Origin of the sequence: Bradyrhizobium sp. ARR65, from assembly GCF_000472385.1 — a bacterium.
GTDB lineage: Bacteria > Pseudomonadota > Alphaproteobacteria > Rhizobiales > Xanthobacteraceae > Bradyrhizobium.
Genome location: NZ_AWZU01000002.1, coordinates 376,246 through 401,450, shown reverse-complemented (window position 1 = coordinate 401,450; position 25,205 = coordinate 376,246). Strand labels below are relative to the sequence as shown.

General features: G+C 63.2%; 22 protein-coding genes and 1 pseudogene. 6 read left to right on the top strand and 17 right to left on the bottom strand.

All coding sequences use genetic code 11. The features are described 5' to 3' along the window. Positions 1-367: 367 nt before the first annotated feature. The 5 genes from F758_RS0104555 to F758_RS0104535 form a co-directional block, all read right to left on the bottom strand. On the bottom strand, positions 368-964 hold the full coding sequence (locus F758_RS0104555; RefSeq protein WP_024506746.1) for an HdeD family acid-resistance protein: 597 nt from the start codon (positions 962-964) through the stop codon (positions 368-370). A gap of 203 nt (positions 965-1,167) precedes the next feature. After that, positions 1,168-2,766 (bottom strand): serine hydrolase, encoded by a 1,599-nt coding sequence (locus tag F758_RS46315; RefSeq protein WP_198026408.1) that lies wholly within the window; start codon positions 2,764-2,766, stop codon positions 1,168-1,170. Between the two features lie 306 nt (positions 2,767-3,072). After that, positions 3,073-4,146: a class I SAM-dependent methyltransferase gene (locus F758_RS0104545; protein ID WP_035720839.1), complete on the bottom strand. Its 1,074-nt coding sequence runs from the start codon at positions 4,144-4,146 to the stop codon at positions 3,073-3,075. Positions 4,147-4,543: 397 nt separating this feature from the next. Then, positions 4,544-4,933, bottom strand: a complete 390-nt coding sequence (locus F758_RS43285; protein WP_035720660.1) for a DUF930 domain-containing protein — start codon at positions 4,931-4,933, stop codon at positions 4,544-4,546. Positions 4,934-5,203: 270 nt separating this feature from the next. Then, positions 5,204-5,761 carry a CAP domain-containing protein gene (locus tag F758_RS0104535; RefSeq protein WP_035720659.1) on the bottom strand — a complete coding sequence of 186 codons (558 nt, stop codon included), beginning with the start codon at positions 5,759-5,761 and terminating at the stop codon, positions 5,204-5,206. 426 nt (positions 5,762-6,187) lie between these two features. On the opposite strand from F758_RS0104535, the gene F758_RS0104530 reads away from it, so the two are divergent. Continuing rightward, positions 6,188-7,450 (top strand): multidrug effflux MFS transporter, encoded by a 1,263-nt coding sequence (locus F758_RS0104530; RefSeq protein WP_024506741.1) that lies wholly within the window; start codon positions 6,188-6,190, stop codon positions 7,448-7,450. Between the two features lie 102 nt (positions 7,451-7,552). Here the strand turns inward: F758_RS0104530 and F758_RS0104525 are convergent, their stop codons facing one another. From F758_RS0104525 to F758_RS0104500, 6 genes are all read right to left on the bottom strand, one after another. Beyond that, the gene (locus F758_RS0104525; protein WP_024506740.1) at positions 7,553-8,494 is read right to left on the bottom strand and encodes a polyphosphate kinase 2 family protein; all 942 of its coding nucleotides are present in this window, start codon (positions 8,492-8,494) and stop codon (positions 7,553-7,555) included. A gap of 137 nt (positions 8,495-8,631) precedes the next feature. Further along, entirely contained in the window at positions 8,632-9,330 is a 699-nt protein-coding gene (locus tag F758_RS0104520) for an NUDIX hydrolase (RefSeq protein WP_024506739.1), read from the bottom strand. A 4-nt stretch (positions 9,331-9,334) separates the two neighbouring features. After that, a complete protein-coding gene (locus tag F758_RS0104515; RefSeq protein WP_024506738.1) occupies positions 9,335-10,363 on the bottom strand; it encodes an ABC transporter substrate-binding protein in 1,029 nt (342 codons plus the stop codon). A 194-nt stretch (positions 10,364-10,557) separates the two neighbouring features. After that, the gene (locus F758_RS0104510; RefSeq protein WP_024506737.1) at positions 10,558-11,346 is read right to left on the bottom strand and encodes an ABC transporter permease; all 789 of its coding nucleotides are present in this window, start codon (positions 11,344-11,346) and stop codon (positions 10,558-10,560) included. A gap of 32 nt (positions 11,347-11,378) precedes the next feature. Next, the gene (locus tag F758_RS0104505; protein ID WP_024506736.1) at positions 11,379-11,945 is read right to left on the bottom strand and encodes a YbhB/YbcL family Raf kinase inhibitor-like protein; all 567 of its coding nucleotides are present in this window, start codon (positions 11,943-11,945) and stop codon (positions 11,379-11,381) included. Positions 11,946-12,005: 60 nt separating this feature from the next. Then, positions 12,006-12,806 carry an ABC transporter ATP-binding protein gene (locus F758_RS0104500; protein ID WP_035720836.1) on the bottom strand — a complete coding sequence of 267 codons (801 nt, stop codon included), beginning with the start codon at positions 12,804-12,806 and terminating at the stop codon, positions 12,006-12,008. A 151-nt stretch (positions 12,807-12,957) separates the two neighbouring features. Between F758_RS0104500 and F758_RS0104495 the strand changes: the two genes are divergently transcribed. Continuing rightward, on the top strand, positions 12,958-13,755 hold the full coding sequence (locus tag F758_RS0104495) for an ATP-binding cassette domain-containing protein (protein WP_024506734.1): 798 nt from the start codon (positions 12,958-12,960) through the stop codon (positions 13,753-13,755). Then, positions 13,752-15,311, top strand: a complete 1,560-nt coding sequence (locus F758_RS0104490) for an ABC transporter permease/substrate-binding protein (protein ID WP_024506733.1) — start codon at positions 13,752-13,754, stop codon at positions 15,309-15,311. Before F758_RS0104495 ends, F758_RS0104490 begins: the two co-directional genes overlap by 4 nt. Before the next feature lie 236 nt (positions 15,312-15,547). Here F758_RS0104490 and F758_RS52970 read toward each other — a convergent pair. From F758_RS52970 to F758_RS0104470, 4 genes and pseudogenes are all read right to left on the bottom strand, one after another. Further along, positions 15,548-15,661 (bottom strand): annotated as a pseudogene (locus tag F758_RS52970) (TetR/AcrR family transcriptional regulator); the annotation flags it as partial. A gap of 243 nt (positions 15,662-15,904) precedes the next feature. Beyond that, a complete protein-coding gene (locus F758_RS0104480; protein ID WP_024506731.1) occupies positions 15,905-16,867 on the bottom strand; it encodes an ABC transporter permease in 963 nt (320 codons plus the stop codon). After that, complete coding sequence (locus tag F758_RS0104475; protein WP_024506730.1) at positions 16,857-17,837, bottom strand: ABC transporter ATP-binding protein; 981 nt, start codon at positions 17,835-17,837, stop codon at positions 16,857-16,859. Before F758_RS0104475 ends, F758_RS0104480 begins: the two co-directional genes overlap by 11 nt. Then, on the bottom strand, positions 17,834-19,003 hold the full coding sequence (locus tag F758_RS0104470) for a COG1470 family protein (protein ID WP_024506729.1): 1,170 nt from the start codon (positions 19,001-19,003) through the stop codon (positions 17,834-17,836). The genes F758_RS0104475 and F758_RS0104470 overlap by 4 nt, the downstream gene beginning before the upstream one ends. A gap of 285 nt (positions 19,004-19,288) precedes the next feature. Here F758_RS0104470 and F758_RS0104465 point away from each other — a divergent pair, with 285 nt between their 5' ends. Next, on the top strand, positions 19,289-19,564 hold the full coding sequence (locus F758_RS0104465) for a hypothetical protein (protein ID WP_157449857.1): 276 nt from the start codon (positions 19,289-19,291) through the stop codon (positions 19,562-19,564). A gap of 144 nt (positions 19,565-19,708) precedes the next feature. Here F758_RS0104465 and F758_RS51560 read toward each other — a convergent pair whose 3' ends face one another. Continuing rightward, positions 19,709-19,921: a GDCCVxC domain-containing (seleno)protein gene (locus tag F758_RS51560; protein WP_084305098.1), complete on the bottom strand. Its 213-nt coding sequence runs from the start codon at positions 19,919-19,921 to the stop codon at positions 19,709-19,711. A 316-nt stretch (positions 19,922-20,237) separates the two neighbouring features. Here F758_RS51560 and F758_RS0104460 point away from each other — a divergent pair, with 316 nt between their 5' ends. Beyond that, positions 20,238-21,875, top strand: a complete 1,638-nt coding sequence (locus tag F758_RS0104460) for an acetolactate synthase large subunit (protein ID WP_024506727.1) — start codon at positions 20,238-20,240, stop codon at positions 21,873-21,875. Here F758_RS0104460 and F758_RS47060 read toward each other — a convergent pair. Further along, a complete protein-coding gene (locus tag F758_RS47060) occupies positions 21,872-22,486 on the bottom strand; it encodes a phasin family protein (RefSeq protein WP_024506726.1) in 615 nt (204 codons plus the stop codon). The two genes, F758_RS0104460 and F758_RS47060, sit on opposite strands and share 4 nt — an antisense overlap. A gap of 779 nt (positions 22,487-23,265) precedes the next feature. Here F758_RS47060 and F758_RS0104445 point away from each other — a divergent pair. Beyond that, positions 23,266-25,185 (top strand): PBP1A family penicillin-binding protein, encoded by a 1,920-nt coding sequence (locus F758_RS0104445; protein WP_024506725.1) that lies wholly within the window; start codon positions 23,266-23,268, stop codon positions 25,183-25,185. Positions 25,186-25,205 lie beyond the last annotated feature (20 nt).

Here is a 25,205-nt window from a genome sequence, read left to right as displayed (position 1 = left end):
CTCTCCTCGGTGAGCCAGACTTTGTTGTCACCGTCATCAGCGCGATGCGAGACGCATCGTCGCCAACTTAGCGCCAGCCTTGGGGCGCCAGGACCACACGNCTTCGCCGTCCGCAAAGAGCGCCGCTCGTCTGTCGGCCCCTTCGCGTCCACCGCATTCCGCTCCACGTTCGTGACGACGCGTACGCCCCTCTTGCCGGTGCGGAACGCGCGAAGGGTGGGACTGATTCGCCCGACGCGGCAAGCCGACGGGATGCGGCACATTAACGCGACGGGCGAATCAAATCGCGGCCCCGAAAGCCGGGGGACTCATAACCAGGCGGTGGCTCTCTCTGCACCGCGTCCGCCGGATACCCCGCGGCCGCGCCTCACGTTGCAGGTCGCATTTGCGAGGGAGCGTGGCTGCGCAGGCCGAAGCCGAGCCCGATCCAGCTTATGCCCGCCACGATCAGATCGATGCCGAGGAACAGGCCCAGGATGTAGACGCTGTTGACGGGCCAGCGGGCGAGGATCAACAGTCCGAGCAGCAGGGTGATGACGCCGGAGAGCGCCACCAGGACCCACGGGGCCTCCCGCTTCATGTTGAACGCGAGATAAAGCCGCACAACGCCGGAGGCGACCAGCGAGGCCCCGAGCAGCAGCGTCAGCACCACCGCGGCGAAGATCGGATTTTCGAAGGCGATGAAGCCGGCAATGATGTAGAGCACGCCTAGCAGCGCCCACAGCAGGAACTTGCCCCAGGTCTTGATCTGGAAGGCGTTGAAGACTTCGGCAATGCCAGCGATGATCATCATCACGCCGACGACGAACACGCTCGCCACCGTCGCCAGCATCATGCTGCCGAGCGCAAAGAACCCGGCAACGACGTAAACGATGCCCAGCGCAATGATCCAACGCGACCCCGCGCGCAGCGGCGTCGTATCCGAACCTTGAGCATTTTGCAAAGTGTCTGAAGCATTGGCCACGACGGTCCTCCCTAAGAAAAACCTATCCGACACCAGCCCCGAGACACGCTAAGATAGCGAAGCAGTGATACTGCCGACAATAGCGATTCCGCTGTCACGCTATTTTTTTGAACCCTTCCGCGAGGCTCTTCGCGGAGAGAACGACTGGAGTTTTTGGCAAAACTGAACCAGCTCCGGTGACCGTTTCCCGGTGCATGTTCGTGTCACTGCGCCATCCTGCGGGGCGCCTTCATATCGCGGCCGTCTTGGTGCAGGAGCACCGCGGCAACCACGTTGTTTGCGTCGCGCTCGAAATGCAATTGCGCGTCGACGACCTTGTAGAAGAACTCGTCTGCAGCGCGCGCGAAGATCTGAAACGCCGGCTGTCCGCTGAGCTGCGCTTCGAGATGATCATCCTTGAGCACGACGTCGAGCACGGCCCCGAAGTCGAATTGATACTTGCCGACGTAATCACGGAGCGTAGCGGCAGGCAGCGAGATCTCCTTGGGCTCCGCCGCAACCTCGGACGCGCTCAACTTCGGAGCCGCGTGATCGCCGTTCTGGTGCAGCACGAGGCCGGCCACCGCGCCCGAGGCATCGCGCGTAAACGTCATGCTGATCCCAGCTACCTTGGCGAAAAATTCGTCAGGTGACGCCGGGAAAATCGGGATCGCAGCCTGTCCCGTCGCCCGCGCGTAAAGCCCATCATTCATGCGAAAGACCTTCAGCAGAAATTTGTCGGCGAGCTTGTACGTTCCCACATATTGCTCGAGCGATGTGGCCGGCAACGCTGTCGCCTTCCATGTCGGCAGCAGCCGAGCTTCATCGTCTAGCGCGGCGAAGCCCAGATCGTCCTGGTCAACCGCCGTATTGGAAAGCACGATGACACCGCGGCGCCTATCGGCGGTGAACCCGAGGAAGCTGCGATAGCCGAACGTGCCACCATTGTGCCAGACGACTCCCTTGTCGGTCGTCATCCAGGCGAGCCCGATGCGCATCTTCGCCGCCATGCCACTGCGCGGTTGCTGCGCGAACCTCATCGCAGCGGTGAGCGAGGAATCGCCGATGCCCATGTTTGCCTTAAGATAGCGGAGCATATCGTTGGCCGTGGCGTAGATCGCCCCCGCCCCTGCCAGCGCATCGAAATCCCAGTTCTTCGCCGGGACGCCGGCATCGTCATGTCCGGAAGCGAGACGAGAGCGCATCTCAGCCGTCAACGCCGTGCCGCTCATGGTCATGCCGAGCGGCTTGAATATCTCTCTATCGACCATAGCGGCGAACGTGGTGTGCTCCGACTGCGCTAGCGCATAGCCCAGAAGTCCAAAGCCGAGATTGGAATATTCATAAGCCGTACCGGGATCGCGTGGCAGCTCGTAGCCCGCGAGAAAAGTCTTCAGCTTCGCCGCGTCGTAATCGGCATAAGGGTTGGCCGGATCCGCCGGTGCCAGATTGGCCGGCAGCCGCGGCAAACCGGAATGCTGGGTGGCGAGTTCGCCGAGCGTGATCTGCTTGCCTTCGCGCGAGGGAATTTCGAAGTCGGGCAGAAGCTGTCCGACCGGCGTATCGAGCGTCACGCGCCCAGAGAGCACGGACTGCGCAAGAAGCGTCGCAGTGAAGGTCTTTGTAACCGAACCGATTTCATAGACCGTATCGGCGTCTGGCGCCCTGTCGTGATCGAGCTTGCCGAACGCCACAACCTCGCTCTTGTCGCCATCGACCATCCCAAAGACCAGGGTCTGACAAGCACCTGACGCGATGCGCTCCCGCGCTGCTTGCTCCACGCGCGCCGGCAACAGCCCAGAGTCAGCGGAAACGCTCGTCATAAGAACACCTGCGAACGAGCAGATGACAATGCCGCGTCTCAGCAACGAAAGCACCATCCACTGCCATCCTTCTATGACGAAGATGTTTCCTAAGAAGATGCTTTTCCTAAGAAGATGTTTCCTAAATTGCGTATAGAAAGCTTCGTTATCTAGCAATCATAGACGAGTTTTTCGCATCGCTACACGCGGTCACGCCCGCCGCTGACCGAGCGGCTCGGCTTTCCGCCGCTATTCCGGGACGCCGGCGTCCGAGAATGGCGGCGGATCGCGAAGTCTGCTGGGCTGTCTGCGAGCTCCGCGAATGCTTCAAAGCCGCGCTTCGAGCACCATGTTGAACGGCGTCTCCGCGGCGCGGTGGACGCGCGTAAAGCCGCCTTCCGTGATGACCTTGTTCAGGCGTGCCTCGCCGGCCTGTGCGCCGAGCGCAAGGCCGACTTCCTGGGCAAGGGAAGCCGGGGTGCAGACCACGGTCGATGCCGCATAGAAGACAGCGCCGACAGGATTGAAGTTCTCTTCAAGCTTGTCGTGCGCGAACGGTTCAACGACCATCCACGTTCCATCGGGCTTCAGAGTCTCGCTGACGTGGCGCGCCGCGCCGACCGGGTCACCCATGTCGTGCAGGCAATCGAAGAAACAAACGAGATCGAACTCTTTGGCCGGGTATGTCTTGGCGGTGCCGACCTCGAAACTGATGCGGTCTGCTACGCCTTCCTTCGTCGCCGCTTGCCGCGCCGCCTCGATCGAGGCCGGGTGATAGTCGTAGCCAAAGAACCTTGCATTTGGAAACGCCTTCGCCATCAGAATGGTCGAGGCGCCGTGCCCGCAACCGACATCCGCGACGCGGGCACCGCGCTCAAGCTTGGCAACGACGCCGTCCAGCGCGGGCAGCCACTCGTTGATCAAATGATGATTATAGGCGGGCCGGAACACGCGCTGAGTCCCGCAGAACAGGCAGCCATTGTGCTCATGCCAGGCCAGCTTGCCGTCGGCCCGGAAGGCGTTGACGATTTTCGGCGTATCGTCGAACAGGCCGCGCGCGACATCAAAGAAGCCGGCGAGAAACACCGGGCTGTCTTCGTCGGCGAAGACCATCGCCTGTTCGGGCGACAGTGAGAATGCGCCGCTCTCCTTGTCATAGCTGACATAGCCCTGGGCCGACTGCGCGGACAGCCATTCGCGGACCAGCCGCTCGGAGGTGCCGGTCTGCTTCGCGAGCGCGGCCGACGTGACCGGTCCTGACGTTGCGAGTTTCTTGTACAAGCCGAGATGATCCCCGACGTGGACCAGGACGGAGTTGGTCAGCGCCGCCAGGTCGCCGAGCATCCGGCCGACAAAGGCATTGAGCTTTTCCGGATCGACGGTTTGGGCAATCTCGGGCATGGTTTCCTCCTGATGCATATGGATGCGAGCGGTGCTTCGTTGTGGACACGTAGTTGGTGCGGCACGGACGATCATTGACGCCGGCAGGTGCGCCGGATGGCGCGAGGGCGCGCTACCGCATTGTTTCGCCCGTTTGGCAGAACAGTTTCGATGTCACGAACGACCCTGCACAGGATAAAGACAGCCACGGTGGGCAATCTCACACACCGCGTCCTCCACGTGTCGATGGGCGCAGCCGTTTTTTCGGTCTTTGGCTTGAATTGCCATTCGCCGGCAGGGCTCTACCGACACTGCCGGCATTGCCGCCTACCAATGTGTCTGGCCGCGTCAGGCGCGGTTCATGTGATCACGACAAAATGCCGCAGCGTGACGGCCGGCCTATTCCGCCGACACGCGCTCAAGGAACCAGATAGTGCTTGTCCCACTCCTGCCGCGGCACAAGGGTGCCGAGCGTGTACTCGAATGTCTTGATCTTCAATCCATCGTCGCTGGTTTCGCAGCGATAGGCAAAGTGATACCAGGCGCCGCGGCTGCGCACCGCCGCACCCGCGGCAGCGATGCTGTGGCCGTGGATGACCGGATCCGCGAAGGCGTAGGCGACCAACTCATCGGGTTTGAAATTCGGGTGCTCGCGGCCAAGCGCCCCCATCGCGCGCGCATTGCAACGCTGCTCTACCCGGGTCTCGGGCGACAATGAGAGCATTTGTTCGTCGTTCGATTTTGCGGCGTGCACCAGCGAGGGCAGAGCGAGCGCCGTCAGTCCGATCACCTTGTAGGAAAGCTTCACCGTTCGATCCGAAAATTTGGATGATACCTGCCGCGTGCGGTCTTGGCGACTGCGCAACCTGGCATCGTCGCGCGCTTCACGACGCGCGAGCGACCGCCATCTTTTGGCTGTCGTGTCACCGCCTGACAATTACTTTCTTTCGATTGGACCGTTCTATCCCTTGGACGTCCGGCGGCGAGGAGGCGTTGAGCTTGGGCGTGCAGGCTCGCGCAACAGGTTTTTACGACCCTTTTGCCGGTCCGGATGGCGCTCCCGCAAAAGTTGGATCTGTCAGATGCACAGACCCAGCAGCTTGACGTGGCACTCGGCGGCCGGCGCCGTGGCGTGCGCCACGACAGGCCTTTCCTTCTTGATCTTGCCCTTGGGCAGCTTGGGTTGCTTCGGCTCGTAGTCGCCGGCGATCTCCATTGCCCAATAGATGCGCTTGCCGCTGGCATCCTTGGCGCTGGCGATCCCGACGCGGGAGGCGTTGTGCAGCAGAAGGTTCTTGCGATGCTCGCTGGAGTTGATCCACTGCTCCAGCGTTTTGTCGAACGTCGGATAGCCATAGGCGATGTTCTCGGCGGCGCGTCCCGCACGCGATGGCGCGATGCGCGAGGAGAACGAGCCGAGTACCTCGTGACTGAGCTGGTCCTTGGCCGCCATCGCTTTCGCCTGCTCGAGCGCGATGCGGTTGAGGGTGGCATCCGTGGTGACGCTCACCTCGCCATGCTTGAGGCGAAAGTTCGAGATCTGCTCAGCGGGTGACGGCTCGGCGGCCGAAGTCGAATGCGCCGATAAGGTCAACACTGACGCTGCGATCAGCGCTCGCGCAAATTGCGCTGCCATTGATACCCCCATCCCCATCTTTTCAACCAGCTAGCGCTGACGCGTGCTCGTCGAACCGAACTCGGCACCGGTGTCGAACCGTCATCCTGTAGGAGGGCCGCAATGCGGCCGGCTCGAAGGATGAACGGCCCCGCTGCCGAGAGCCGGGCCGTCGCCCTTCGAGGCTTGCGGAGCCTGTCATCGGGCCGCGCTTTGCGCGGACCCGGTGGCGAGCACCTCAGGGGCGACGGGTGGCTGATCGCCCGTTCGATCAGACCGACGTTCTTTGCTCTTGGCCATGTTCGGGGCGAAACGAAGGCGCCGCGGTCAAAACGAGGGCACCCGGGACCGGGGCTGCCGATCTGCCATCCCGAAACGAGGGTTGTGCACTGCAGCACGGACGGTAAGAATGTTTCAAACGTAACACTGGAATACGGAACTTGCCGCGTGGCCGACGTCGACGCTGACGCCCAAATTCAGATTTCTTCTGAGGTATCAAAGCACCACCCGATGGCTTTCACCGAGTTCGTCGTCGTGATCGCTGCGATCATGGCACTGAACCCGCTGGCCATGGACATGATGTTGCCGGCCCTGCCGAACATCGCCTCGACCTTCGATATCGCGGTTGCGAATCGCCTGCAGATGGTGCTGTCGGCTTTTTTGATCGGCTTTGGGCTCGGCCAATTCATCATCGGCCCCCTCTCCGACAGTTTTGGCCGCCGGCCGGTGCTGCTGGGCGGCATGGTCGTCTACGCCATCGCCAGCGTGCTGGCGGTCGCGGCGCCTTCGTTCGAGACGTTGCTGCTGGCGCGGGCGCTGGAGGGGCTCGGCACATCGGCAACCCGCGTGATCGCCACGTCCGTCGTCCGCGACTGCTATGCCGGCCGCCGCATGGCGAGCGTGGTGTCGCTGGCGATGATGGTGTTCATCGCCGTGCCCGTGATTGCGCCCTCCTTCGGGCAGGCGGTGATGCTGATGACGCATTGGCGCGGCATCTTCGTGGTGCTGATGGCCTACGGCCTGGTGGCGCTGTGCTGGAGCTGGCTCCGATTGCCCGAGACGCTGCCGGTCCCGGAGCGCAAGGCATTTTCGATCTCCGAGGTGGTCGATGCCTACCGGCAGACCGTGACCAACCGGCAGACGCTGGGCTATGCGCTGGCGGCCGGCGGTATCCAGGGCGCGTTGTTCGCCTACGTTTTCTCCGCGCAGCAGGTGTTCACCGGCGTCTACAAGCTCGGCCACTATTTTCCGCTCGCCTTTGCCGCCGCGGCAAGCGGCGTGGCCGTCGCCGGCTTTCTCAATGCGCGCCTGGTAGGGCGGATCGGCATGCGCGTGATGTCACACAGCGCGCTGATCGGCTTTCTCTCCGTCGCGGCGATCATGTTCGTGACGGCGAAGCTCGGCGCCCTGCCCCTGCCGCTATTCATGATCCTGTCGGCGCTCTTGATGTTCGCGTTCGGGCTGATGATCGCGAATTTCACCGCGCTGGCGATGGAGCCGCAGGGCCATATCGCCGGCACGGCCTCCTCGCTCTACGGAACGATAACCACCTTGCTGGGCATCAGCATTGGCGTCGTGATCGGCCAGGACTATGACGGCACCTTGCTGCCGTTTGCCACCGGCTTTTTGCTCTGCACGCTGGCGACGCTTGCGGTCGTCGCCATTACGGAAAAGGGCAGGCTCTTCAAGCCGCATCATCAGGCCGTGTAGGGTAGGCGCTGCCAGAGCTTCCTCCGTCATTCCGGGGTGCCTCGAAGAGCCGAATCCGGAATCTTGCCCTCGGCTTTCGCGGAGTATGACGCGGAATCGGTTCTACGTCCGTGCCTTCTTCACCACCCGCTTCAGCCCGCGCGCGCTCTCGTTCTCCAGCGCCTTGCGCACGCGCTTGAACTCCTCCATCGAGGCCTTGTCGGCGCGCGGGAATTTCAGGTCGAGCCCCTCGAGCGCCCTGATGATCACGGAGCCGATCACGACGCGCGCGAACCATTTGTGGTCGGACGGCACAACATACCATGGGGCCAGCGGCGTCGAGGTATGGCGGACGATGTCCTGGTAAACGGCCTGATACCTGTTCCACCAGCCGCGCTCGGTGACATCGCTCATGGAGAATTTCCACGTCTTTGCCGGCTGCTCCAGCCGATCGAGAAAGCGCTGACGCTGCTCCTGCCTTGAAATGTTGAGAAAGAACTTCAGGATCAGCGTGCCGTTGCGCGCCAGATAACGCTCGAAGCAAACAATATCCTCGAAGCGCTCGCGCCAGATTTTCTTGGTGATCAGCTTCGGCGGCAGCTTCTCCTGGTGCAGCAGTTCGGGATGCACGCGCGTCACCAGGCACTCTTCGTAGTAGGAACGATTGAAGATGCCGATGTTGCCGCGCTTGGGCAGCGCGACCACGCTGCGCCACAGAAAATCGTGCTCGAGTTCGAGCGTCGTCGGCTGCTTGAAAGCGGTCACTTCGCAGCCCTGCGGATTGACGCCTTCGAAAATGTGCTTGATGGTCGAATCCTTGCCGGCCGCATCCATGCCCTGCAGGATGATCAGGACCGACCAGCGGTCCTGCGCATAAAGCTTCTCCTGCAGACCGATCAGGCGCTGCCGGTTGGCTTCAAGAATGTTCTCCGCCTCGTCCTTGTCGAGCCCGCCCCTCTCATTGGTCTTGAGCGACCTGAGATGAAACCGCCCCGAGCCGTCGGCGCGGAATGGCGTGATGAAGCGGTCGAGCTCTGTGAGGGATCGCGAGGGCTTTTTGTTCATTGAATGGAGTCCGCTAATTTCCGCATGTCATTCCGGGGCGCCTCGGAGAGGCGAACCCGGAATCTCGAGGTTCGCAGGTGCGCGATTGCGCACCATGGTTCGATGCTTCGCATCGCCCCGGAATGATGTCGCCAAGGCTAACCAAACTGCCGTTCGAGAAACGCGGTGACGAACCGCGGCATGTTGCCGTTGAGATCGCTCCGGCTGCGCACCAGGTGCACGGCGGTGAGCTCGGGGTGCGTTTGCCGCGCCAGGTTGGCCTCGATCCGCGCGCGGACCGCCTCGCCCGGCACATCGAGCTGCAACGTCCTCATCATGGCGATGGTAGCGCCGATCACCACGCAGTCCCAATGCGGCGCGGCGCGATAGTCGGATGGGCGAAGGCCGGTCTCCTCCTCGATCTCGCGCGCCACATTGCCGGCGAGATCAAGCGTATCGCCCTTGACGTCGTCGAGGTCGGGGGTGCCTGCAGGAAAATAGATGCGGCCGGCATTCGCCGTATGCGCGCCCATCTCGCCGAGTACGAAGGCGCCGTCCGAACAGCGCAGCGCGCCCATGCCGAAGCCGTTGAAGGCCTCGCGGTCCGGAAAGCCCCAATCCCGCCAGGCGAGCAGGCTCGCGAAATCGATCTCGAAATAATTCGCCGAAAACCGCCCGCCATCGAAAGCGGGCTGGCGTCCGAGCAGCACCCGGCCATTCCAGAGCCTTGGCTTGTCGCGCTTGTTTGCGGCGAAGTGCGCATCGATCTCGCCACGGCGCGCCACCGAAAACGGCCATGTCCAGGGCCCGACCTTGAGGTCGACCGCCGTGACGCGATGGATCAGCGGAACCGTCATGCCGCTATTTCGCGCCCATCCCGGTCGTCTTCCTGGCTTGATCGACGAACCTGTTGGTGAAGGTCTTGGCGACGTCGACATGGGCGCTCGCCACTTCCGGCGAACCTTCGCTGAACACCGCGAGCACCGCATCGGCGCCCTTGGGATCCATCCTGCCCGTCTCCGAATACATCGGGATCGTGTTCTTCAGCGCCGCGAGATAGAGCGCCTTGTCCTTGCCGACCATCTCCTCCGGCAGCTTGGCCATGATGTCTTCCGCGGAATGGGAATGAATCCAGGCGAGTGTGGAGACGATCGCATTGGTGAGCGCCTGCGCCTCCTTGTCATGCGAGGCGACCCACGCCGCGGTCGAATAGAGCGCGCCTCCCGGATATTCGCCGCCGAACATGGCGAGCGTATCCTTCTGCGTGCGGGTGTCGGCAAGAATCTTGAGATCCGCATGCGCGCCCTGCAGCACGGTGACCGAGGGATCCAGCATCACGGCGGCGTCGATCTGCCCTTGCTCCATCGCGGCCACGGCGGTTGCACCCAAGCCCACCCCGATCACGGCGGCACTGGTGGGATCGAGGCCATTCTTTTTCAGGACATATTTGAGGAAGAAATCGGTCGAGGACCCTGGCGCTGATACGCCGACCTTCTTGCCGGCAAGATCCTTGATCGAATTGATCTCCTTGGTGTGCGCGGGCGAGACCACCAGCACGAGGCCGGGATAGCGATCATAGACGACGAAGGCCTGCAGCTCCTGTCTCCTGGCGGCGAGATTGACGCAATGGTCGAAATAGCCCGACACCACGTCGGCGCTGCCGCCGAGCACGGCTTTCAATGCGTCCGAGCCGCCCTTGAGATCGACAAGATCGACGTTGACGCCGGCCTTGTCGAATTCGCCGAGCTGTTTCGCCAGCACCGTCGGCAGATAGCACAGGCAGGCCCCGCCGCCGACCGCGATGGTGATCTTGCTCTCCGCGGCTGCGAGCGGCGAGGCGAGAGCGAGCGCGAACAACATCGCTGCAAACTGGCAAAATAAGCTTCTCATTGTTTCCTCCATTCGGCTGGCGGCAAGATAGAGCAGCGGGAAGGGCCTGCAAAGGCCGGCTTCCATTTCTTGCTCGTCATTCCGGGGCGTCTCGAAGAGGCGAACCCGGAGTCTCGAGATTCTCAGGTGCGCAATTGCGCTCCATAGTTCGATGCTTCGCATCGTCCCGAACGGCGGATGATATACGACGAACCCTATCCCCTTCCATCCGCCGGCGCCGGCCGCCACACCAACAGCCTGCGCTCGACCAGCGTCACGCCCATATCGATCAGGACGACAAACACCGACAGCACGAACATGCCCGCGAACACGCCGGCGACATCAAACACGCCCTCGGCCTGCTGGATCAGATAGCCGAGCCCTGCGGCGGAGCCCAGATATTCGCCGACCACTGCCCCCACCACGGCAAAGCCGACCGAGGTGTGCAGCGAAGAAAACATCCAGGACAAGGCCGAGGGCCAATAGACGTGACGCATCAATTGCTGCTCGCTCATGCCGAGCATGCGGCCGTTGGCGAGCACAGTGTGGCTGACCTCCTTCACACCCTGATAAACGTTGAAGAAGACGATGAAGAACACCAGCGTTACCCCGAGCGCGACCTTCGACCAGATGCCGAGGCCAAGCCAGAGCGTGAAGATCGGCGCCAGAACCACGCGCGGCAGCGCGTTGACCATCTTCACGTAAGGGTCGAACACCGCGGCGATCAGCGGCTGCCGAGCTAACCAGAAGCCGACCATCGCGCCGGCCGCAGATCCGATCACGAAGGCCAGGATCGATTCCCACAGCGTGATGGCCAGGTGCTTCCAGATCACGCCCGAGGCAAACCATTTGACGATTTGGGCGAACACATCGACCGGATTGGAAAAGAAGAACGGCGGCAGCCAGATCCGTCCGAACACCGGCACGGTGGCAAAGAGCTGCCACAGCACGACCACGACGACGGCGACCAGAAGCTGCAACGCGAGCAATGTAATCCTGGACATGACTGCCCGTTCCTCCTTGCGATCGAAGCCTCTTAAGGGTGAGAAAACTTACCCACCATGCCGGTGGCAAGCTTGGCGTGGCCCTCGAGCGCCTCGATCACTTCTTCGCGGGTCAGCCCCGCCTTGAGCGCGGCGGGCTCGAGATCGGTTGCGATCAGCGTGAAGATGTAGTGATGGGGGGCACCGGGCGGGGTGCAGGGCCCGAAATAGTTCGACAGCTTCATCGTGCTCTGACCGCCGACATATTTGTCGCTCGGCTTTGACAGTTCACCCTCGCCGAAGCCGGAGACGGAGGCGGGAATGCCATAAGCCACGAAATGGCTGACGCCATTCGGCGGCCGCCCCTCGGGATCGAACATCAGAAGCACAAAGCTCTTGGTGCCTTCGGGCGGATTGCTCCACGAAAATGCCGGCGAAACGTTCTCGCCGACGCAATTGGGATTGGACTTGTTGTTGCCGGCGTTTTTCGTCGCCAGCCGCTCGCCGTCCTGGAAGCTCGGCGAGGACAGCGTGAAGGCGCTCTGCGCGCGAACCTCGTGGCCGCCGAACAGCGCAGAAAAGACGATCGCAGTCGCTACAATCGATACGCGGTTGACCATGTGACCTCCCTATCCTTGTATGAACCCCCAACCATAACTGCCGCACAAACCGGGCGACCTTCAGGCATCGGCGGATTGCGCATAACCCTTCATCACCTCGCCCTTGAGCACGCTCCAGATCTCCCGATGCAGCGCATGAAAATCCTTGTTCAGCCGGGTCTCGAAAATGTCGCGCGGGCGCGGCAGCGTCACCTGCCAGTCGCCAATGATCCGCGCGCCGGGGCCAGCGGACATGATCACGACGCGATCGGCAAGCGCGATAGCCTCTTCCAGATCATGGGTGACGAACAGCACCGCCTTGCGATCTCTGTTCCAGAGATCGAGCAGGAGATTGCCCATGACCTGTCGCGTCTGCGCATCGAGCGGGCCGAAAGGCTCGTCCATCAGGAGGATTTTGGGATTGCGGATCAGCACCTGCGCCAAGCCGACGCGCTTGTGTTGCCCGCCGGAAAGCATGTGCGGATAGCGACTGCCGAAATGCGCCAGCCCGACCGACGCCAGCCAGTCGTTGGCGCGCGCAAGCGCCTCGCTACGCGGGATGCCTGCGATCTCAAGGCCGATGGCGACATTGTCGAGCGCGGTCTTCCAGGGAAACAGGGCATCGGTCTGGAAGAGATATCCGGCCTCGCGGTTCAGCCCAAGAAGCGGCCGGTCGAAAATCCGCACACTGCCCGCAGCCGGCTTCAACAGGCCGGCGGCGACGTTGAGCAGCGTCGACTTTCCGCATCCCGTCGGCCCAACAATCGCCACGAACTCGCCCGCGCCGACCGCAAGGTTGGCCTTTTCGACCGCCGTGTAGACACGCGCCTCGCCAAGGCGAAAAGCCACCGTCGCGTCCTCGAGCGCGACCGCCGTCGGCATCTTCTCGTTCACCACGCTTCCTCCCGGATCCGAAAGATGCCTTAACGTCTTGCGCCGGCAAGTTCAATGAAGGGGCGCAACGTGCTACCAAGCATTCAGCCGCCCCTCCGGAGAGGTTGAAAGCTGCGATGGACCTTGGGCTCCGATGACGATGCCGACCGCACCGCCGATCTCTTTCGCCCATGTCGGCAAGAGCTTTGCCAATGGCGCGGCTGCGCGCGTCGTGGCGGTTGACGACGTCTCGCTCGATATTGCCGCGCGCGAGTTTCTGGCTATCGTCGGCGGCTCGGGCTCGGGCAAGACGACGCTGCTGCGGCTCGCCAACCGCCTGACCGATGCTGACAGCGGCACTGTCACGGTCGAGGGCGAGGACGTTCGCAATGCCGATCCAGTGCAACTGCGCCGGCGCATCGGCTATGTGTTTCAGAGCGGCGGCCTGTTTCCGCATATGAGCGTTGCCGAAAATATCGGGATTACCCCAAGGCTGCTCGGCTGGCCCGCGGACCAGATCGCCGCGCGCGTCGCTGAGCTGCTCGCGCTGGTGCAGTTGGACGGAGACGGCCATGGCGCCCGGATGCCGCACGAGCTCTCCGGCGGTCAGCGCCAGCGCGTGGGCGTCGCACGCGCACTGGCCGCGCGGCCGCGCATCGTGCTGATGGACGAGCCGTTCGGCGCCCTCGATCCGCTCACCCGCGACGCGCTCGGCGAGGATTATCGCGCCCTGCATCGCCAGCTTGGGCTGACCACAGTGATGATCACCCACGACATGACGGAGGCGCTCTTGCTCGCCGATCGCATCGCGGTGATGCGCAGCGGCAGGCTGCTGGCGCTGGGCACGCCTGCCGAGCTCTCCGAAAGCCGCGATGCCTATGTCCTTCAGCTCCTGCGTACGCCGCGGCGGCAGGCCGAGCGCATCAACACGCTGCTGCCCGGGGCGGGCGCCGCATGACGTTTTTTTCCGATCCGCGTTTGAGCGAAGCCGCGGGCCATTTGCCTGACTATCTCGGCAGCCATTTGCGCGTCAGCATCGCCGCGCTCGCGCTCGGGCTCGTGGTCAGCCTGCCGCTGGCGATCCTTGCGCGTCACCGCCCCGTGCTGCGAGGGCTGATGCTGGCGGTCGCGAGCATCGTGCAGACGGTGCCGGGGCTAGCGCTGCTCGCGCTATTCTATCCGCTGCTGCTTGCGCTGGCGTCCTTGACCTTTGCCTGGTTCGGCTTCGACTTCTCGGCATTCGGCTTCCTGCCCGCGATGCTGGCGCTCGCGCTCTATTCGATGCTGCCGGTGCTGCGCAACACCATCACCGGGTTGAACGGACTGGACCCTGCTCTGCTTGAAGCCGCGCAGGGCGTCGGCATGACGCCGGGGCAATCGCTGTTCATGGTCGAGCTGCCGCTTGCGCTGCCCGTGATCATGGCGGGCATCCGCACCTCCGCGGTGTGGGTGATCGGGACCGCGACGCTGTCGACGCCGATCGGGCAGACCTCGCTCGGCAATTACATCTTTGCCGGCCTGCAGACCCAGAACTGGGTGTTCGTCCTATTCGGCTGCGTTGCCTCCGCCGTGCTGGCGCTCGCCGTCGACCAATTGCTGGCATTGATCGAGAACGGTTTTGCGTCCCGCAAGTGGCTGCGCAGCGTGCTCGGCGGCGCGGGCATCGCCGCCCTGGTCGCCCTCACGCTGACGCCGATGCTGGCGCGATCGACGTCGAGCTACATCGTAGGCGCCAAGACCTTCGCCGAGCAATATGTGCTGTCCCAGCTCATTGCACAGCGGCTGCGGGGCGCCGGATTGACGGCGAGCACGCGGGAGGGGCTCGGCTCGAGCGTGATCTTCGCGGCGCTGGCCGCGGACGATATCGACGTCTATGTCGATTATTCCGGCACGTTGTGGGCCAACCAGTTTCACGGTACGCAGATCCTGCCGCGCGAACAGTTGCTTTCCGAATTGAGCGCGCTGCTGGCGAAACGCAACATCACGCTGTTCGGCACGCTGGGCTTTGAAAATGCCTATGCGCTGGTAATGCCGAGAAAGCGTGCCGAAGCGCTTGGCATTCATTCGATCGCCGATCTCGCGGCGCACGCAGGCAGTTTTTCAATCGCGGGCGATTACGAGTTCTTCTCGCGCCCGGAATGGGCGAGCTTGCGCGAGGCCTATGGCCTCGATTTCCGCTCGCAGCGGCAGATGCAGCCGAACTTCATGTATGCGGCGGTCGCGAGCGGCGATGTCGATGTGATCGCGGGCTACACCAGCGATGGACTGATCGCAAAATATGATCTCGTCGTGCTGGACGATCCCAAACACGCGATCCCGCCCTATGATGCGATCCTGCTGCTCGCACCAAGCCGCGCGCATGACACGGCGCTGCAGACGGCCTTGCGGCCGCTGCTCGGCAAGATCGACATCGACACGATGCGTGAAGCGAATCTGCGCGCCAGCGGCAACGACGCGGACTCATCGCCCGCATCCGTTGCGCGCTGGCTGTCGCAGCGGATCGGAACGGATTAGGGTCTGTACTCATTTGACGTGACGGAGCGGCTGTGATTCAAGCTGTCGAGGAGCTTGGGTCAGGGCCGACCTGTTCTGGCTAGCAATGCGCGGCGATCGCGCTCAGATCGACGAGCCGCGCTCGCTGATCCGCGAGCTCCGCGCGATCGGCAACAACATCAACCAGATTGCGCCGATGCAGCGAGCACTGCGGAGGCCAGGCGCAAGCGACGGCCGGCGCGCTTCTCGTCTAAGGTTTAGGGTGACTTTCCGGAAAGTGTGGAACTACCGGTAGGCCACGTGGAAAGCGCTTGCTCAGCAACAGCCTCTAGCATGTCGCGGCTAAAGCCGGCTTTGGCCTGCACAGCCATACAGTCTGGATTGCTTCCGCCTACGCGCAAAGGCGCTTCGGCGGGACTTCACGCCTCGCCATAGTTCGCGCAGCGAGCGACGGCGGGTCGTCGCTTTCGCTGCTCGCAATGACGGGCCTGGTTGAAGGCACTCGTCCGGCTCTGGAACTTGATCGGCGGATGCGCTAAGCGAGGCGAGCCCACCATGCTTTGGCGATGGGTGCGGTGGGCACGGCGCGAGTGCGCCTTTGCCCACCTACATCGTCAAGCCCTCACCTCCTGCCGCTGGAACAGGATATAGCCCACGACGAACAGCACGATCGTCGCCGCGATAAGGCCAACGGTTTGCGGCCAGGCGATCATGATGCTTTCGGAGAGCGGCAACGGCGCGCCCATCACCGCGCCCCGGAGCTGGTCCAGGAACACCGCGCCCAGCGTGCGCGTGGTCGGCGAGAGAATCGCCAGCATCGCCTCGCCGAACAGGTCATTCGGCGACACCCGCAGCAGGAACTGCGACCACAGGCCCGTTTCCGGTGTCTCCAGCCCGAGCGCGGCATAGCGCGGATCGGGCGGCGCAATCACTTGCGCAAAGGCCGGCGCCAGCATTGGCCACAGCACCGTCAGGAACAGCCAGATGCCGAGCGCGACCAGCGCGGCCGTTGCCGGCGAGCGAAACACGATCGACAACAGCATGGCGAGCGCGAGCCACACGCCGGCATAGAAGATCGCGATGACCAGGAACACCAGCGAGCGGCCGATCTCCTCGGTGCCGGGCGGCACGCCGAGGAAGAGCAGGCCGAGCCCGATCACCATCAGCCACAACGCGGTCAGGCTGACCGCGAGCGTGGCAAGGCCGGCCAGGAATTTCCCCATCAACAGCGCGTCGCGGTAGATCGGCTGCGCCAAGATCCGCGACAACGTGCGCCGGTTGAACTCGCTGTTGACGGAATCGAAGCCGAGCCCGATCGCCATCAGCGGAATCAAAAATCCCAGGATGGCGACGAAGGACGGCAGCGGCGAGCTCGACAGCGTGAACAGCCTGAGCAGGAGAAACGGATCCTCCGCCGTGTTGGTGCGCAGATTGTCGATCGCGCCATAGAGCGCGGCCAGCGCCGTGAGCACGATCAAGAGTTCCAGCACCAGCATGCGCACGCTGGAGATGTTGTCGGTGAGCTCCTTGGCGAACACGGTACCAAGGCCCTGGAAGGGTGAACCTTCACGCCGCATGACGCATGTCTCCCGATTGCTTGCTCTGGAAGTAGCGGGCGTAGATCGCTTCCAGGCTGGGCTCGTCGACCGACAGCCGCTTGAGCGCTCCGTCGACCGCGACCACCGCACGCGCCGCATCGGCGCGGACGTCGCGTTCGGCTGTCATGCGGAAGCGGTCCTCCGCCAGAGTCTCGACATTGGACACGCCCGGGATGGTCGCAAGCCGCCTGGCGATACCGGTGCCCTCGGCCTCGACCTCGACCACGAAGCCCGCGCCAAGCACCTGCACCGACAGTTCGGCCACCGAGCCCATCAGCACGATATGGCCGGACTGGAACAGCGCGACGCGGTCGCAGATGCGCTGCACCTGGTCGAGCAGATGCGACGACAGGAGCACCGTGGTGCCCTCGGCCTTGAGCTGGCGGATCAGGTCCAGAAACTCCAACGTCGCCTGCGGATCGAGACCGGAGGTCGGCTCGTCCAGAATGGCGATCTCGGCTCTCTTGACGATGATCTCGGCGAGGCCAAGCCGCTGGCGCATGCCGCGCGAGAAGGTCGAGACCCGCTTGTGCGCGACGTGGTCAAGCCGCACGCGCTTGAGCGCGTCGGCAATGCGCTCCGTCCGCTCCTTCAAGGACAGTCCCATCAGCTTGGCGGTGTAGGCGAGATTTTCCATCGCCGTGAGATGATCGTAGAAGCCGACGGAATCAGGCAGATAGCCGACGCGCCGCTTCACCTGCAGGGGCTGCCGCGCCGGGTCGTAACCCAGCACGCTGATCTTGCCGCCGGAGATTTCCGTCAGGCCAAGCATCATGAGAATGGTCGTGGTCTTGCCAGCGCCGTTGGGGCCAAGCAGCCCGAACACCTCGCCCTTTTTGATGTTGAAGCTGATCTGATCGACCGCGCTGGCTTGGCCGTAGCGCTTGGTCAGGCCATCCGCGACGATGACAGTATCGGGCGGAGGCGCTTCGTTCTGAAGATCGCTCATCGCCGTCCGAACCTCGCAACGGCACCCAGCATCAGAAGCAGCGCGACGCCGATCACGCCCGCGCCGACCATGCCCCACACCGTCGAGGTGCTGACCGTGATGCGGAACTGGCTGGAGGCGCTTTCACCGCGCGAGTTGGCGTTCACGCTGACCATGTAGTCGCCGGCGAGCGACTTGTCGCTCGGCGTCACCAGCGCCTGCACTTCGGCATCCTTGCCCGGCACCAGGCGATCGATCGTCTCGGGATTGAAGGTGACCTTCCAGCCGGAGGGCGAGCTCGCAGACAGCTTGACGTTCTCCGCCGGTGCGCTGCCGCTGTTGGTCAGCACGATGGGAATCGAGGTCTGCTGCGCGGCCACGGCGCGCGCGCTCAACAAGCCTTCGCGTCCCGCCACCTGGAGCCGCGGCTCGCCGACGACGTCGAGCGCGAGATCGACCTTGGCGGAGGCGTCCTCCGCCTTCACGGTCACGGCGACCGGAAAGTGACCGGCATCGATCGTGCTCGGCGGTCGCACTTTCAGCTTGATGTCCTTGGACTGTCCGGCGTCGATCGGAATTGAGGACAGCTCCTGCGTGCCGTAGGCTTCGGTGAAAGAGGTATCGAAATTCTCAGGCGCCTGCGCGGCGAAGCTGACGTTGAGGTTACGGCCGGAATCGTTCTTGATCGTCAGCGTGTATTCGAAATTCGACTTGGGGCTGCCGCGCAGCGACGGCAGTTGCGCCTTCACGGTCAGCTTGGCCGGCAATTCCTTGGCGAGCGCGACCTGGATCGGCAGGCTTGCCTGATTGCCCTGCCCTTCCGCCTTGACCGTCAACGTCTGCTCATCGAGCTTGGCGTTCGCGGGCACGTCGAGCCGCAACTGCAGCGGCACGTCCTTGTCGGGCGCCGGCATCGCGGCGGCAACCGGCTGGCCGCCGCCGAGGATGGTCGCAGTCCAGCCGCTCGGCACGCCTGCGACCGAAAGCTGATAACGCTCAGGGCTGAGGCCGTAGTTCTGCAGCCGCAGCGGGATGTTGGACGTCGTGCCCGGCCTGACCGTGACCGCGGGATAATCGGTCATCAGGTAAAGGCCTTTGATATTCGCATCATGGGAGTCGGCGGCCTGGGCAGCCGGCGCGATCAGCGAGATGGCGAGGGCAATGGGGGCGAGAGCGAACGCTCGCATGACAACACTCCTGGAAAGTGAACCGATCAGGCATGTGTGGCGCGCCGCCGTCACGGACCGCGGCGCGCGGGGGCCGCACAATCTTGCCAAAATTTTGAAAAATTTTGGCGCGCCAATTACAAGTCAGTAATGTCAGGCCTTTTCGGATCAGACTTTAGTTTTTAGACTTTAGTTTCCGTTTTTGCGCATCGTGCAAAACGCAGCACCACCTGCGTTTTGCGCGAGCGAAGACGCAAAGGACCATCCGGCGAACGCTTGCTGATTCAATTCCTTCTGGAGGGCGACATGAGAGGACGAACCATCGTTGCGGCTTCAATTGCGGCGCTGACCATAGGCGTGCTCGGCATGCCCGGTTCGGTGAAAGCTCAAGGCTACGGAAACTGGTGCAGCGACGGCTACACCGCATATTTCGACCCGACCGGCAGAAGCGTGCAATCGCCGCGGACCTGCATCTTCCCGGCTGCGAACTGGTCGTATTTTTTTCATCGGGTTCGCCACTACGGCCCAGTGCTACGGACGCGTGAACCGGATTACCGATGGCGGTGGTGGATGCTGTACTAGATTGCCGGGCTTTGACGCTGGGCCGCAGAGGCAAAGTCGGCCTCTCAGCCCAGCGCGGGGCACAGCTACGAACCGCCGGCAAACTGTTTGAGGTGTTTGCGAGCCAGTCACGACAGGGTTCGACTGCGGCGCGAACAATGCAGCTCACCTCGTGCAGCAACTGCCGGCGCGCTCGGCTTGCTTCGGCGGACAGGGCATAGATCCGTAGGAGCAGAACACGCAGCAATCGCCGTTCCTGGGCCGCAGCCTGGTGCCACAGCCAGTACATTCGTAGAAATATTGGCAGGCGTCGGTCGGCATCGTTTCCATCTTTGCCGTGCCGCATCTGGGACAGGTAATGACCGATTGAAGCATCATGACCGTTTGGCTCCTTGCCGCGGACGGATAGTCTGGGCCGGTGATACTTTCAACGCCGGCCTTGGCGTCGTCGCAGGTGACGGCCGCTGTTCGTGGTGGCTCTTCGAGCTTGATTGCCATCGTCACGAGGATGCATCCTGTAGCGACTACAGGAGCAAGGGTTCAGTCGATGCGAGCGATCACAGCTTCGCGAGCCGAGACATTTCTCGTTGGCGCAGTTTCACGACGCAGTGGCGTTAACATTGAAATGATCCGCTACTGAAAGCGGATCGGATAGGTCCAGTTTCAGCAAGAGCCTCGAACAAGGAACACGTCCATGAACGGCGCCGAACTGCTTGTAGCTGCATTGGAAAACGAAGGCGTGCAGCGGATCTTCGGCGTGCCGGGCGAGGAAAACCTCGCCTTCGTCGAGGCGCTGCGGCGATCTTCGATCGAGCTGGTGCTGACGCGGCACGAACAGGCGGCCGCGTTCATGGCGGCGACGCATGGACGGCTGACCGGCAAGCCGGGCGTCTGCCTGTCGACGCTCGGGCCCGGTGCGCTGAATCTGACGACCGGCGCCGCCTATGCGCTGCTCGGCGCGATGCCGATGGTCATGATCACCGGCCAGAAGGGAATCCTGAGCCGCAAGCAGGCGGGCTTTCAGGTCGTGGACATGGTCGCGACCATGACGCCGCTCACCAAGATGGCGCACCAGATCGTCAGCGCCCGGACCATCCCGACGCTCGTGCGGGACGCCTTCCGCGTTGCGCAGCAGGAGCGGCCCGGCCCGGTCCATCTCGAGCTTCCCGAAGACATCGCGGCCGACACCGTCCCCGACATCGCATTGGTGCCGCCGCACCCGGTCGATCCGCCGATTGCCCCGAAAGAAGCGCTGGACCGGGCCGGTGCGTTGATCCGCCGCGCCGAACGGCCCCTGGTGATGTTGGGAGCCGCAGCGAGCCGTCCGCGGCTTGCGGACGCGCTCTCCGCTTTCGTGAGGCGGCTGCAGATTCCCTTCTTCAACACACAGATGGGCAAGGGCGCGGTCTCGGGCGGGTCCGGACTGTACATGGGCACGGCCGCCTTGACCGAGCGCGATTATGTGCACCGGGCGATCGACCGCGCGGACCTCATCATTTCGATCGGCCACGATACGGTGGAGAAGCCGCCGTTCCTGATGGGGTCGAATGGCCCGACCGTCCTGCATGTCGGCTACCTGCCGGCGGTGGTCGAGGAAGTGTTCTGGCCCCAAGCCGAACTGGTCGGCGATGTCGGTCCAAGCCTCGGACTGCTGGCCGACCGCCTCGAGGGCCAGCTACCAAATGCCGGCGCGCTTCTGGAGCTGCGGCAGGAGATCCTTGGGCACATCGCCGAGAGGGCTGAGGAAAGCCGCTATCCATTGACCCCGCAGCGGCTCGTTCATGACGTGCGCCAGGTCATGCCCGAGGACGGCATCGTGTGCCTGGACAACGGCATGTTCAAAATCTGGTTTGCGCGAAATTATCGGACCCGAGTCGCGAACACGCTGTTGCTGGACAATGCGCTCGCCACGATGGGCGCAGGCCTGCCATCGGCGATCATGGCGGCGACGCTCTACCCGGAGCGTCGCGTGCTCGCGGTCTGCGGCGACGGCGGTTTCATGATGAACTCGCAGGAGCTGGAGACGGCCGTTCGCCTCAAGCTCAATCTCGTCGTGCTGATCCTGCAGGATAATGCCTATGGCATGATCCGCTGGAAGCAGGCCGTCGACGGCTATGCCGATTTCGGCATGAGCTTCGGCAACCCGGACTTCGTCGCCTATGCGACGGCCTATGGCATCAAGGGCAGCCGCGTGGCCGGCCCGGACGACCTGGCACCGACTCTCGAAGCCGCCTTCAGGCAAGGAGGCGTTCATCTCGTGACGACGCCGGTCGACTATTCCGAGAACATGCGCGTTCTCGTCACCGAGTTGCGCGAGAACGCGCCCGGTTAAGAACTCGCGATCCCGCCGCTCGTCCCCGACTGCAGGCCGAACGGGGTTTGGGTCATCCTGGCCACGAAGCCCTCGAATCCCGCCAATCTTTGCCGAGCCAATTCCCGATGCAGCTCGCGAATCTTCTGGGAGTCGGCAACGTAGGTTTCATATGCCTGCTTGACGAATGCCGTCTGCAGCTCGAAGGCCTTGTCGAGCGAGCGCACTTCCGCAAGCCTTTCAAAGAAGGACCTGGTTTGCTCGAGCGACTTCTTCGTGTAGTCGCCGTAGGCATTCGCGATCGTCTGGATGTTGACCGGAACAGCTTCTGCCGGTGGGTTCAAGACGACGGGCGGGATGTCGGTGTGGACGGCAGTGCTCTGCTCGCTTTCAGTCTGCTCGCTGCCGGTCACCGCCGGTTCGCGCGCCGCGCTTTCAGCGGGCGTGGTTTCAGTCGCCGCGATTGGCTCGCTCACCTGCGCATGAGCAGCCTCTTGCGCTTCATCGGGCTTGGCATCCCGCACTTGATCGGATTTGCGGTTCCGACCTCGGACCTTGCCGCCCTGCTCCGCCGATTTCCGGTTCCGTTGGCCGGATTTCGCAACCGGCTTGTTCTCGTCCGCGTTCAACATTGCCCCTGACTCCGTCGCTTAAAATATCGAATCAAGCTGTAAGCTTTGTCCATCTTTACGCTGAAATCGCGGTTTCCAATTGTCCCCCGCGCGGCGGTCATGTGTCCGTATTTGGAGAACTGCGCTTGAACGCCAATGTCTACTTATCGCAGTGACCTCTCGCGGTATCACAATAATCTCCAGCGTGGCAAAAACGGTAACGGCCGGAGGCGCCCGCGTGGCATTCGCAGGTCCTCTTCGCAACAAGCCCCTCAGGACAATGGGGGAAGCGCTTGAATTTGATCGCGGAAAATGCGGGCCCAGCCAACAGGCACGACATCAAGGCGCAGGCGAAGAGCGTCGACACCTTTCTCATCATCTATCTCCTGATCTATGTCCTGGCTTGAGTTCCGCCTGGAAAATTACCGGCCTCACGAGGTGTAGCGAAAGCCGAGATCTCCCCTGACACCCGTCGCGCCCGCCGCCCTCGGTGCCATCCGCCGCGAACAGATAGCCGCTTGAGCGTAGAAGCTGAAATTACCGTTGATCGGGGCGGTTGTTCCTGCGCTCAGATCCAGCCGCGTGGGCGATCTCGCGTTGGGAACTGCAGTGCATGAACCGGCGTTTCTCGCCAGGTTTCCGCACCGCGCCGAGGCGTACCAGCCGGTCACGCAACGCGGCTGCCGTTACGAGGCATGGGTTCCGTGATCGGGCATCCTCCTGGCGCTCCGGATGATGGCTCCACTTCGCAATCGTCCCGGGGATCGTCGCTCTTTTACGCGGCTGCGGGTGCGGTCAGCATGATCTTTGTCGTGGCGATGCTGGCGGGCGCGCTGCTGTGGACGTTGCGCGACGTGCATTTTCCTTCTGCCGCGGAAGTGACCGGGCGGCGCGTGATCGCGCTGACCTCCGCGGACGGGCACGATCTGCCACGAAAGGGGCAGCTACAATTGCCGCCGGTCGATGCCAAGGACATGCCCGCGAACCTCATCAACGCCGTCCTCAGCATCGAGGACCGGCATTTTTACGAGCATGGCGCGATCGATTGGCCGTCGGTGTTACGGGCCATGAAGGACAATCTGGCGGCCGGCAAGACGGTTGCCGGCGGCAGCACCATCACCCAGCAGCTCGTAAAAAATCTCTTCCTCAGCCCCGAGCGCACCTACAGGCGCAAGATCCAGGAGGCGGCGATCTCGATCTGGATCGAGCATCATCTGAGCAAGGACGCCATTCTCACGAGCTATCTCAACAACGTCTATCTGGGCGCCGGCGCGACCGGCTTTCCTGCGGCGGCGAAGCTCTATTTCGGCAAGGGCGTCGGCGATCTCACGCTGCCTGAAGCCGCCATGCTTGCCGGCATGATCAACGCTCCCTCGCAAGACGACCCCTTCCGCGATCCGGACGCGGCGCGCAAGCGCGCGGCAACGGTGCTCGATGCGATGGTCGATAACCGCAAGTTGAGCCAGGCCGATGCATTGGCGGCCAAGCTTAGTCCGGCGAGACCCAGTCCGGCGGACCTCGCGCCGGCCTCCAGCGACTGGTTCGCCGACTGGGTGTACAAGAAGGCGGCGGCGGTGACGCCGGCCTTCGGCGGCACCGTTCGTATCAGGACCACGCTCGACCTGCGCCTGCAGCAGCTTGCCACGGACGCGATCAGGTCGACACTCGCCAGGTACGGAGCCGAGAAACATGCAACGCAGGCGGCGCTGGTCGCCATGCGGCCCGATGGCGCGGTGGTGGCGATGGTCGGCGGACGCAGCTATGCCGACAGCCAATACAATCGCGCGGTCCAGGCCCAGCGACAGCCGGGCTCGGCATTCAAGCTGTTCGACTATTATGCGGCGTTGCGCCAGGGCTTCACGCCGGATGACGAAATCCTCGACGCCCCCATCGACATTCGGGGCTGGGAACCGGAGAACTACGGGCGCCATCACCATGGCAAGGTCACGCTCGCAGACGCGTTCGCCAATTCGCTCAATGATGCCACCGTTCGTCTCTCACAACAGGTCGGCATCGCCCAGGTGATTGCCGCGGCGCGCGACCTCGGCCTGCATGCCCCACTGCAGAACAATCCCAGTCTCGCGCTCGGAACGTCCGAGGTGACGCTGCTCGATCTCACCTCGGCCTACGCGGCCGTGCGCGCCGGCAAGGCTCCCGTCAATGCCCATGGCATTGCCGCCATCAAGACCGCGAGCGACAAGGATTACGTACAGATCAACGGACCCGAGCAAGGCCAGCACGGCCTTGGCCAATATCAGGGCGAACTGATCGATCTCTTGCGCGGCGTCGTCGAGCGCGGCACCGGTCGCGCCGCGCAGCTCGAGGAGTTTGCCGCCGGCAAGACCGGCACGAGCCAGGATTATCGCGATGCCTGGTTCATCGGCTTCAACAACTTTCTCGTGGCCGGCGTTTGGGTCGGCAATGACGATCACAGTCCGATGAAAGGCGTTGCCGGCGGCTCACTCCCGGCCAGGATCTGGAAAGACTTCATGCAGGAAGCCGGCGCACCAACGCTCGCCCAAACCGCGCCGGCCGAGCCGACCACGGTCGGACAGTCCAAGGCCGGTTCGGGATCTTCGGATCAGGGCGACACCGCGCCAACGCCCCAGCAGGGCCCGCGATGCAATGTCGAAGCCTGCGAACGCTATTATCATTCGTTCCGGGCTTCGGATTGCACCTACAAGCCCTATTCGGGGCCGCGGCAGCTATGCGAGCGCTGATCCGCCAAGGCCCAGTCTGC

Bases quoted from the DNA above. Each gene is read 5' to 3' on its own strand.
- F758_RS46315 (WP_198026408.1), bottom strand. From the start codon at position 2,766: ATGACGAGCGTTTCCGCTGACTCTGGGCTGTTGCCGGCGCGCGTGGAG.
- F758_RS0104545 (WP_035720839.1), bottom strand. From the start codon at position 4,146: ATGCCCGAGATTGCCCAAACCGTCGATCCGGAAAAGCTCAATGCCTTT.
- F758_RS0104535 (WP_035720659.1), bottom strand. From the start codon at position 5,761: ATGGCAGCGCAATTTGCGCGAGCGCTGATCGCAGCGTCAGTGTTGACC.
- F758_RS0104525 (WP_024506740.1), bottom strand. From the start codon at position 8,494: ATGAACAAAAAGCCCTCGCGATCCCTCACAGAGCTCGACCGCTTCATC.
- F758_RS0104520 (WP_024506739.1), bottom strand. From the start codon at position 9,330: ATGACGGTTCCGCTGATCCATCGCGTCACGGCGGTCGACCTCAAGGTC.
- F758_RS0104515 (WP_024506738.1), bottom strand. From the start codon at position 10,363: ATGAGAAGCTTATTTTGCCAGTTTGCAGCGATGTTGTTCGCGCTCGCT.
- F758_RS0104510 (WP_024506737.1), bottom strand. From the start codon at position 11,346: ATGTCCAGGATTACATTGCTCGCGTTGCAGCTTCTGGTCGCCGTCGTC.
- F758_RS0104505 (WP_024506736.1), bottom strand. From the start codon at position 11,945: ATGGTCAACCGCGTATCGATTGTAGCGACTGCGATCGTCTTTTCTGCG.
- F758_RS0104500 (WP_035720836.1), bottom strand. From the start codon at position 12,806: ATGCCGACGGCGGTCGCGCTCGAGGACGCGACGGTGGCTTTTCGCCTT.
- F758_RS0104495 (WP_024506734.1), top strand. From the start codon at position 12,958: ATGCCGACCGCACCGCCGATCTCTTTCGCCCATGTCGGCAAGAGCTTT.
- F758_RS0104490 (WP_024506733.1), top strand. From the start codon at position 13,752: ATGACGTTTTTTTCCGATCCGCGTTTGAGCGAAGCCGCGGGCCATTTG.
- F758_RS0104480 (WP_024506731.1), bottom strand. From the start codon at position 16,867: ATGCGGCGTGAAGGTTCACCCTTCCAGGGCCTTGGTACCGTGTTCGCC.
- F758_RS0104475 (WP_024506730.1), bottom strand. From the start codon at position 17,837: ATGAGCGATCTTCAGAACGAAGCGCCTCCGCCCGATACTGTCATCGTC.
- F758_RS0104470 (WP_024506729.1), bottom strand. From the start codon at position 19,003: ATGCGAGCGTTCGCTCTCGCCCCCATTGCCCTCGCCATCTCGCTGATC.
- F758_RS0104465 (WP_157449857.1), top strand. From the start codon at position 19,289: ATGAGAGGACGAACCATCGTTGCGGCTTCAATTGCGGCGCTGACCATA.
- F758_RS51560 (WP_084305098.1), bottom strand. From the start codon at position 19,921: ATGATGCTTCAATCGGTCATTACCTGTCCCAGATGCGGCACGGCAAAG.
- F758_RS0104460 (WP_024506727.1), top strand. From the start codon at position 20,238: ATGAACGGCGCCGAACTGCTTGTAGCTGCATTGGAAAACGAAGGCGTG.
- F758_RS47060 (WP_024506726.1), bottom strand. From the start codon at position 22,486: ATGTTGAACGCGGACGAGAACAAGCCGGTTGCGAAATCCGGCCAACGG.
- F758_RS0104445 (WP_024506725.1), top strand. From the start codon at position 23,266: ATGATCTTTGTCGTGGCGATGCTGGCGGGCGCGCTGCTGTGGACGTTG.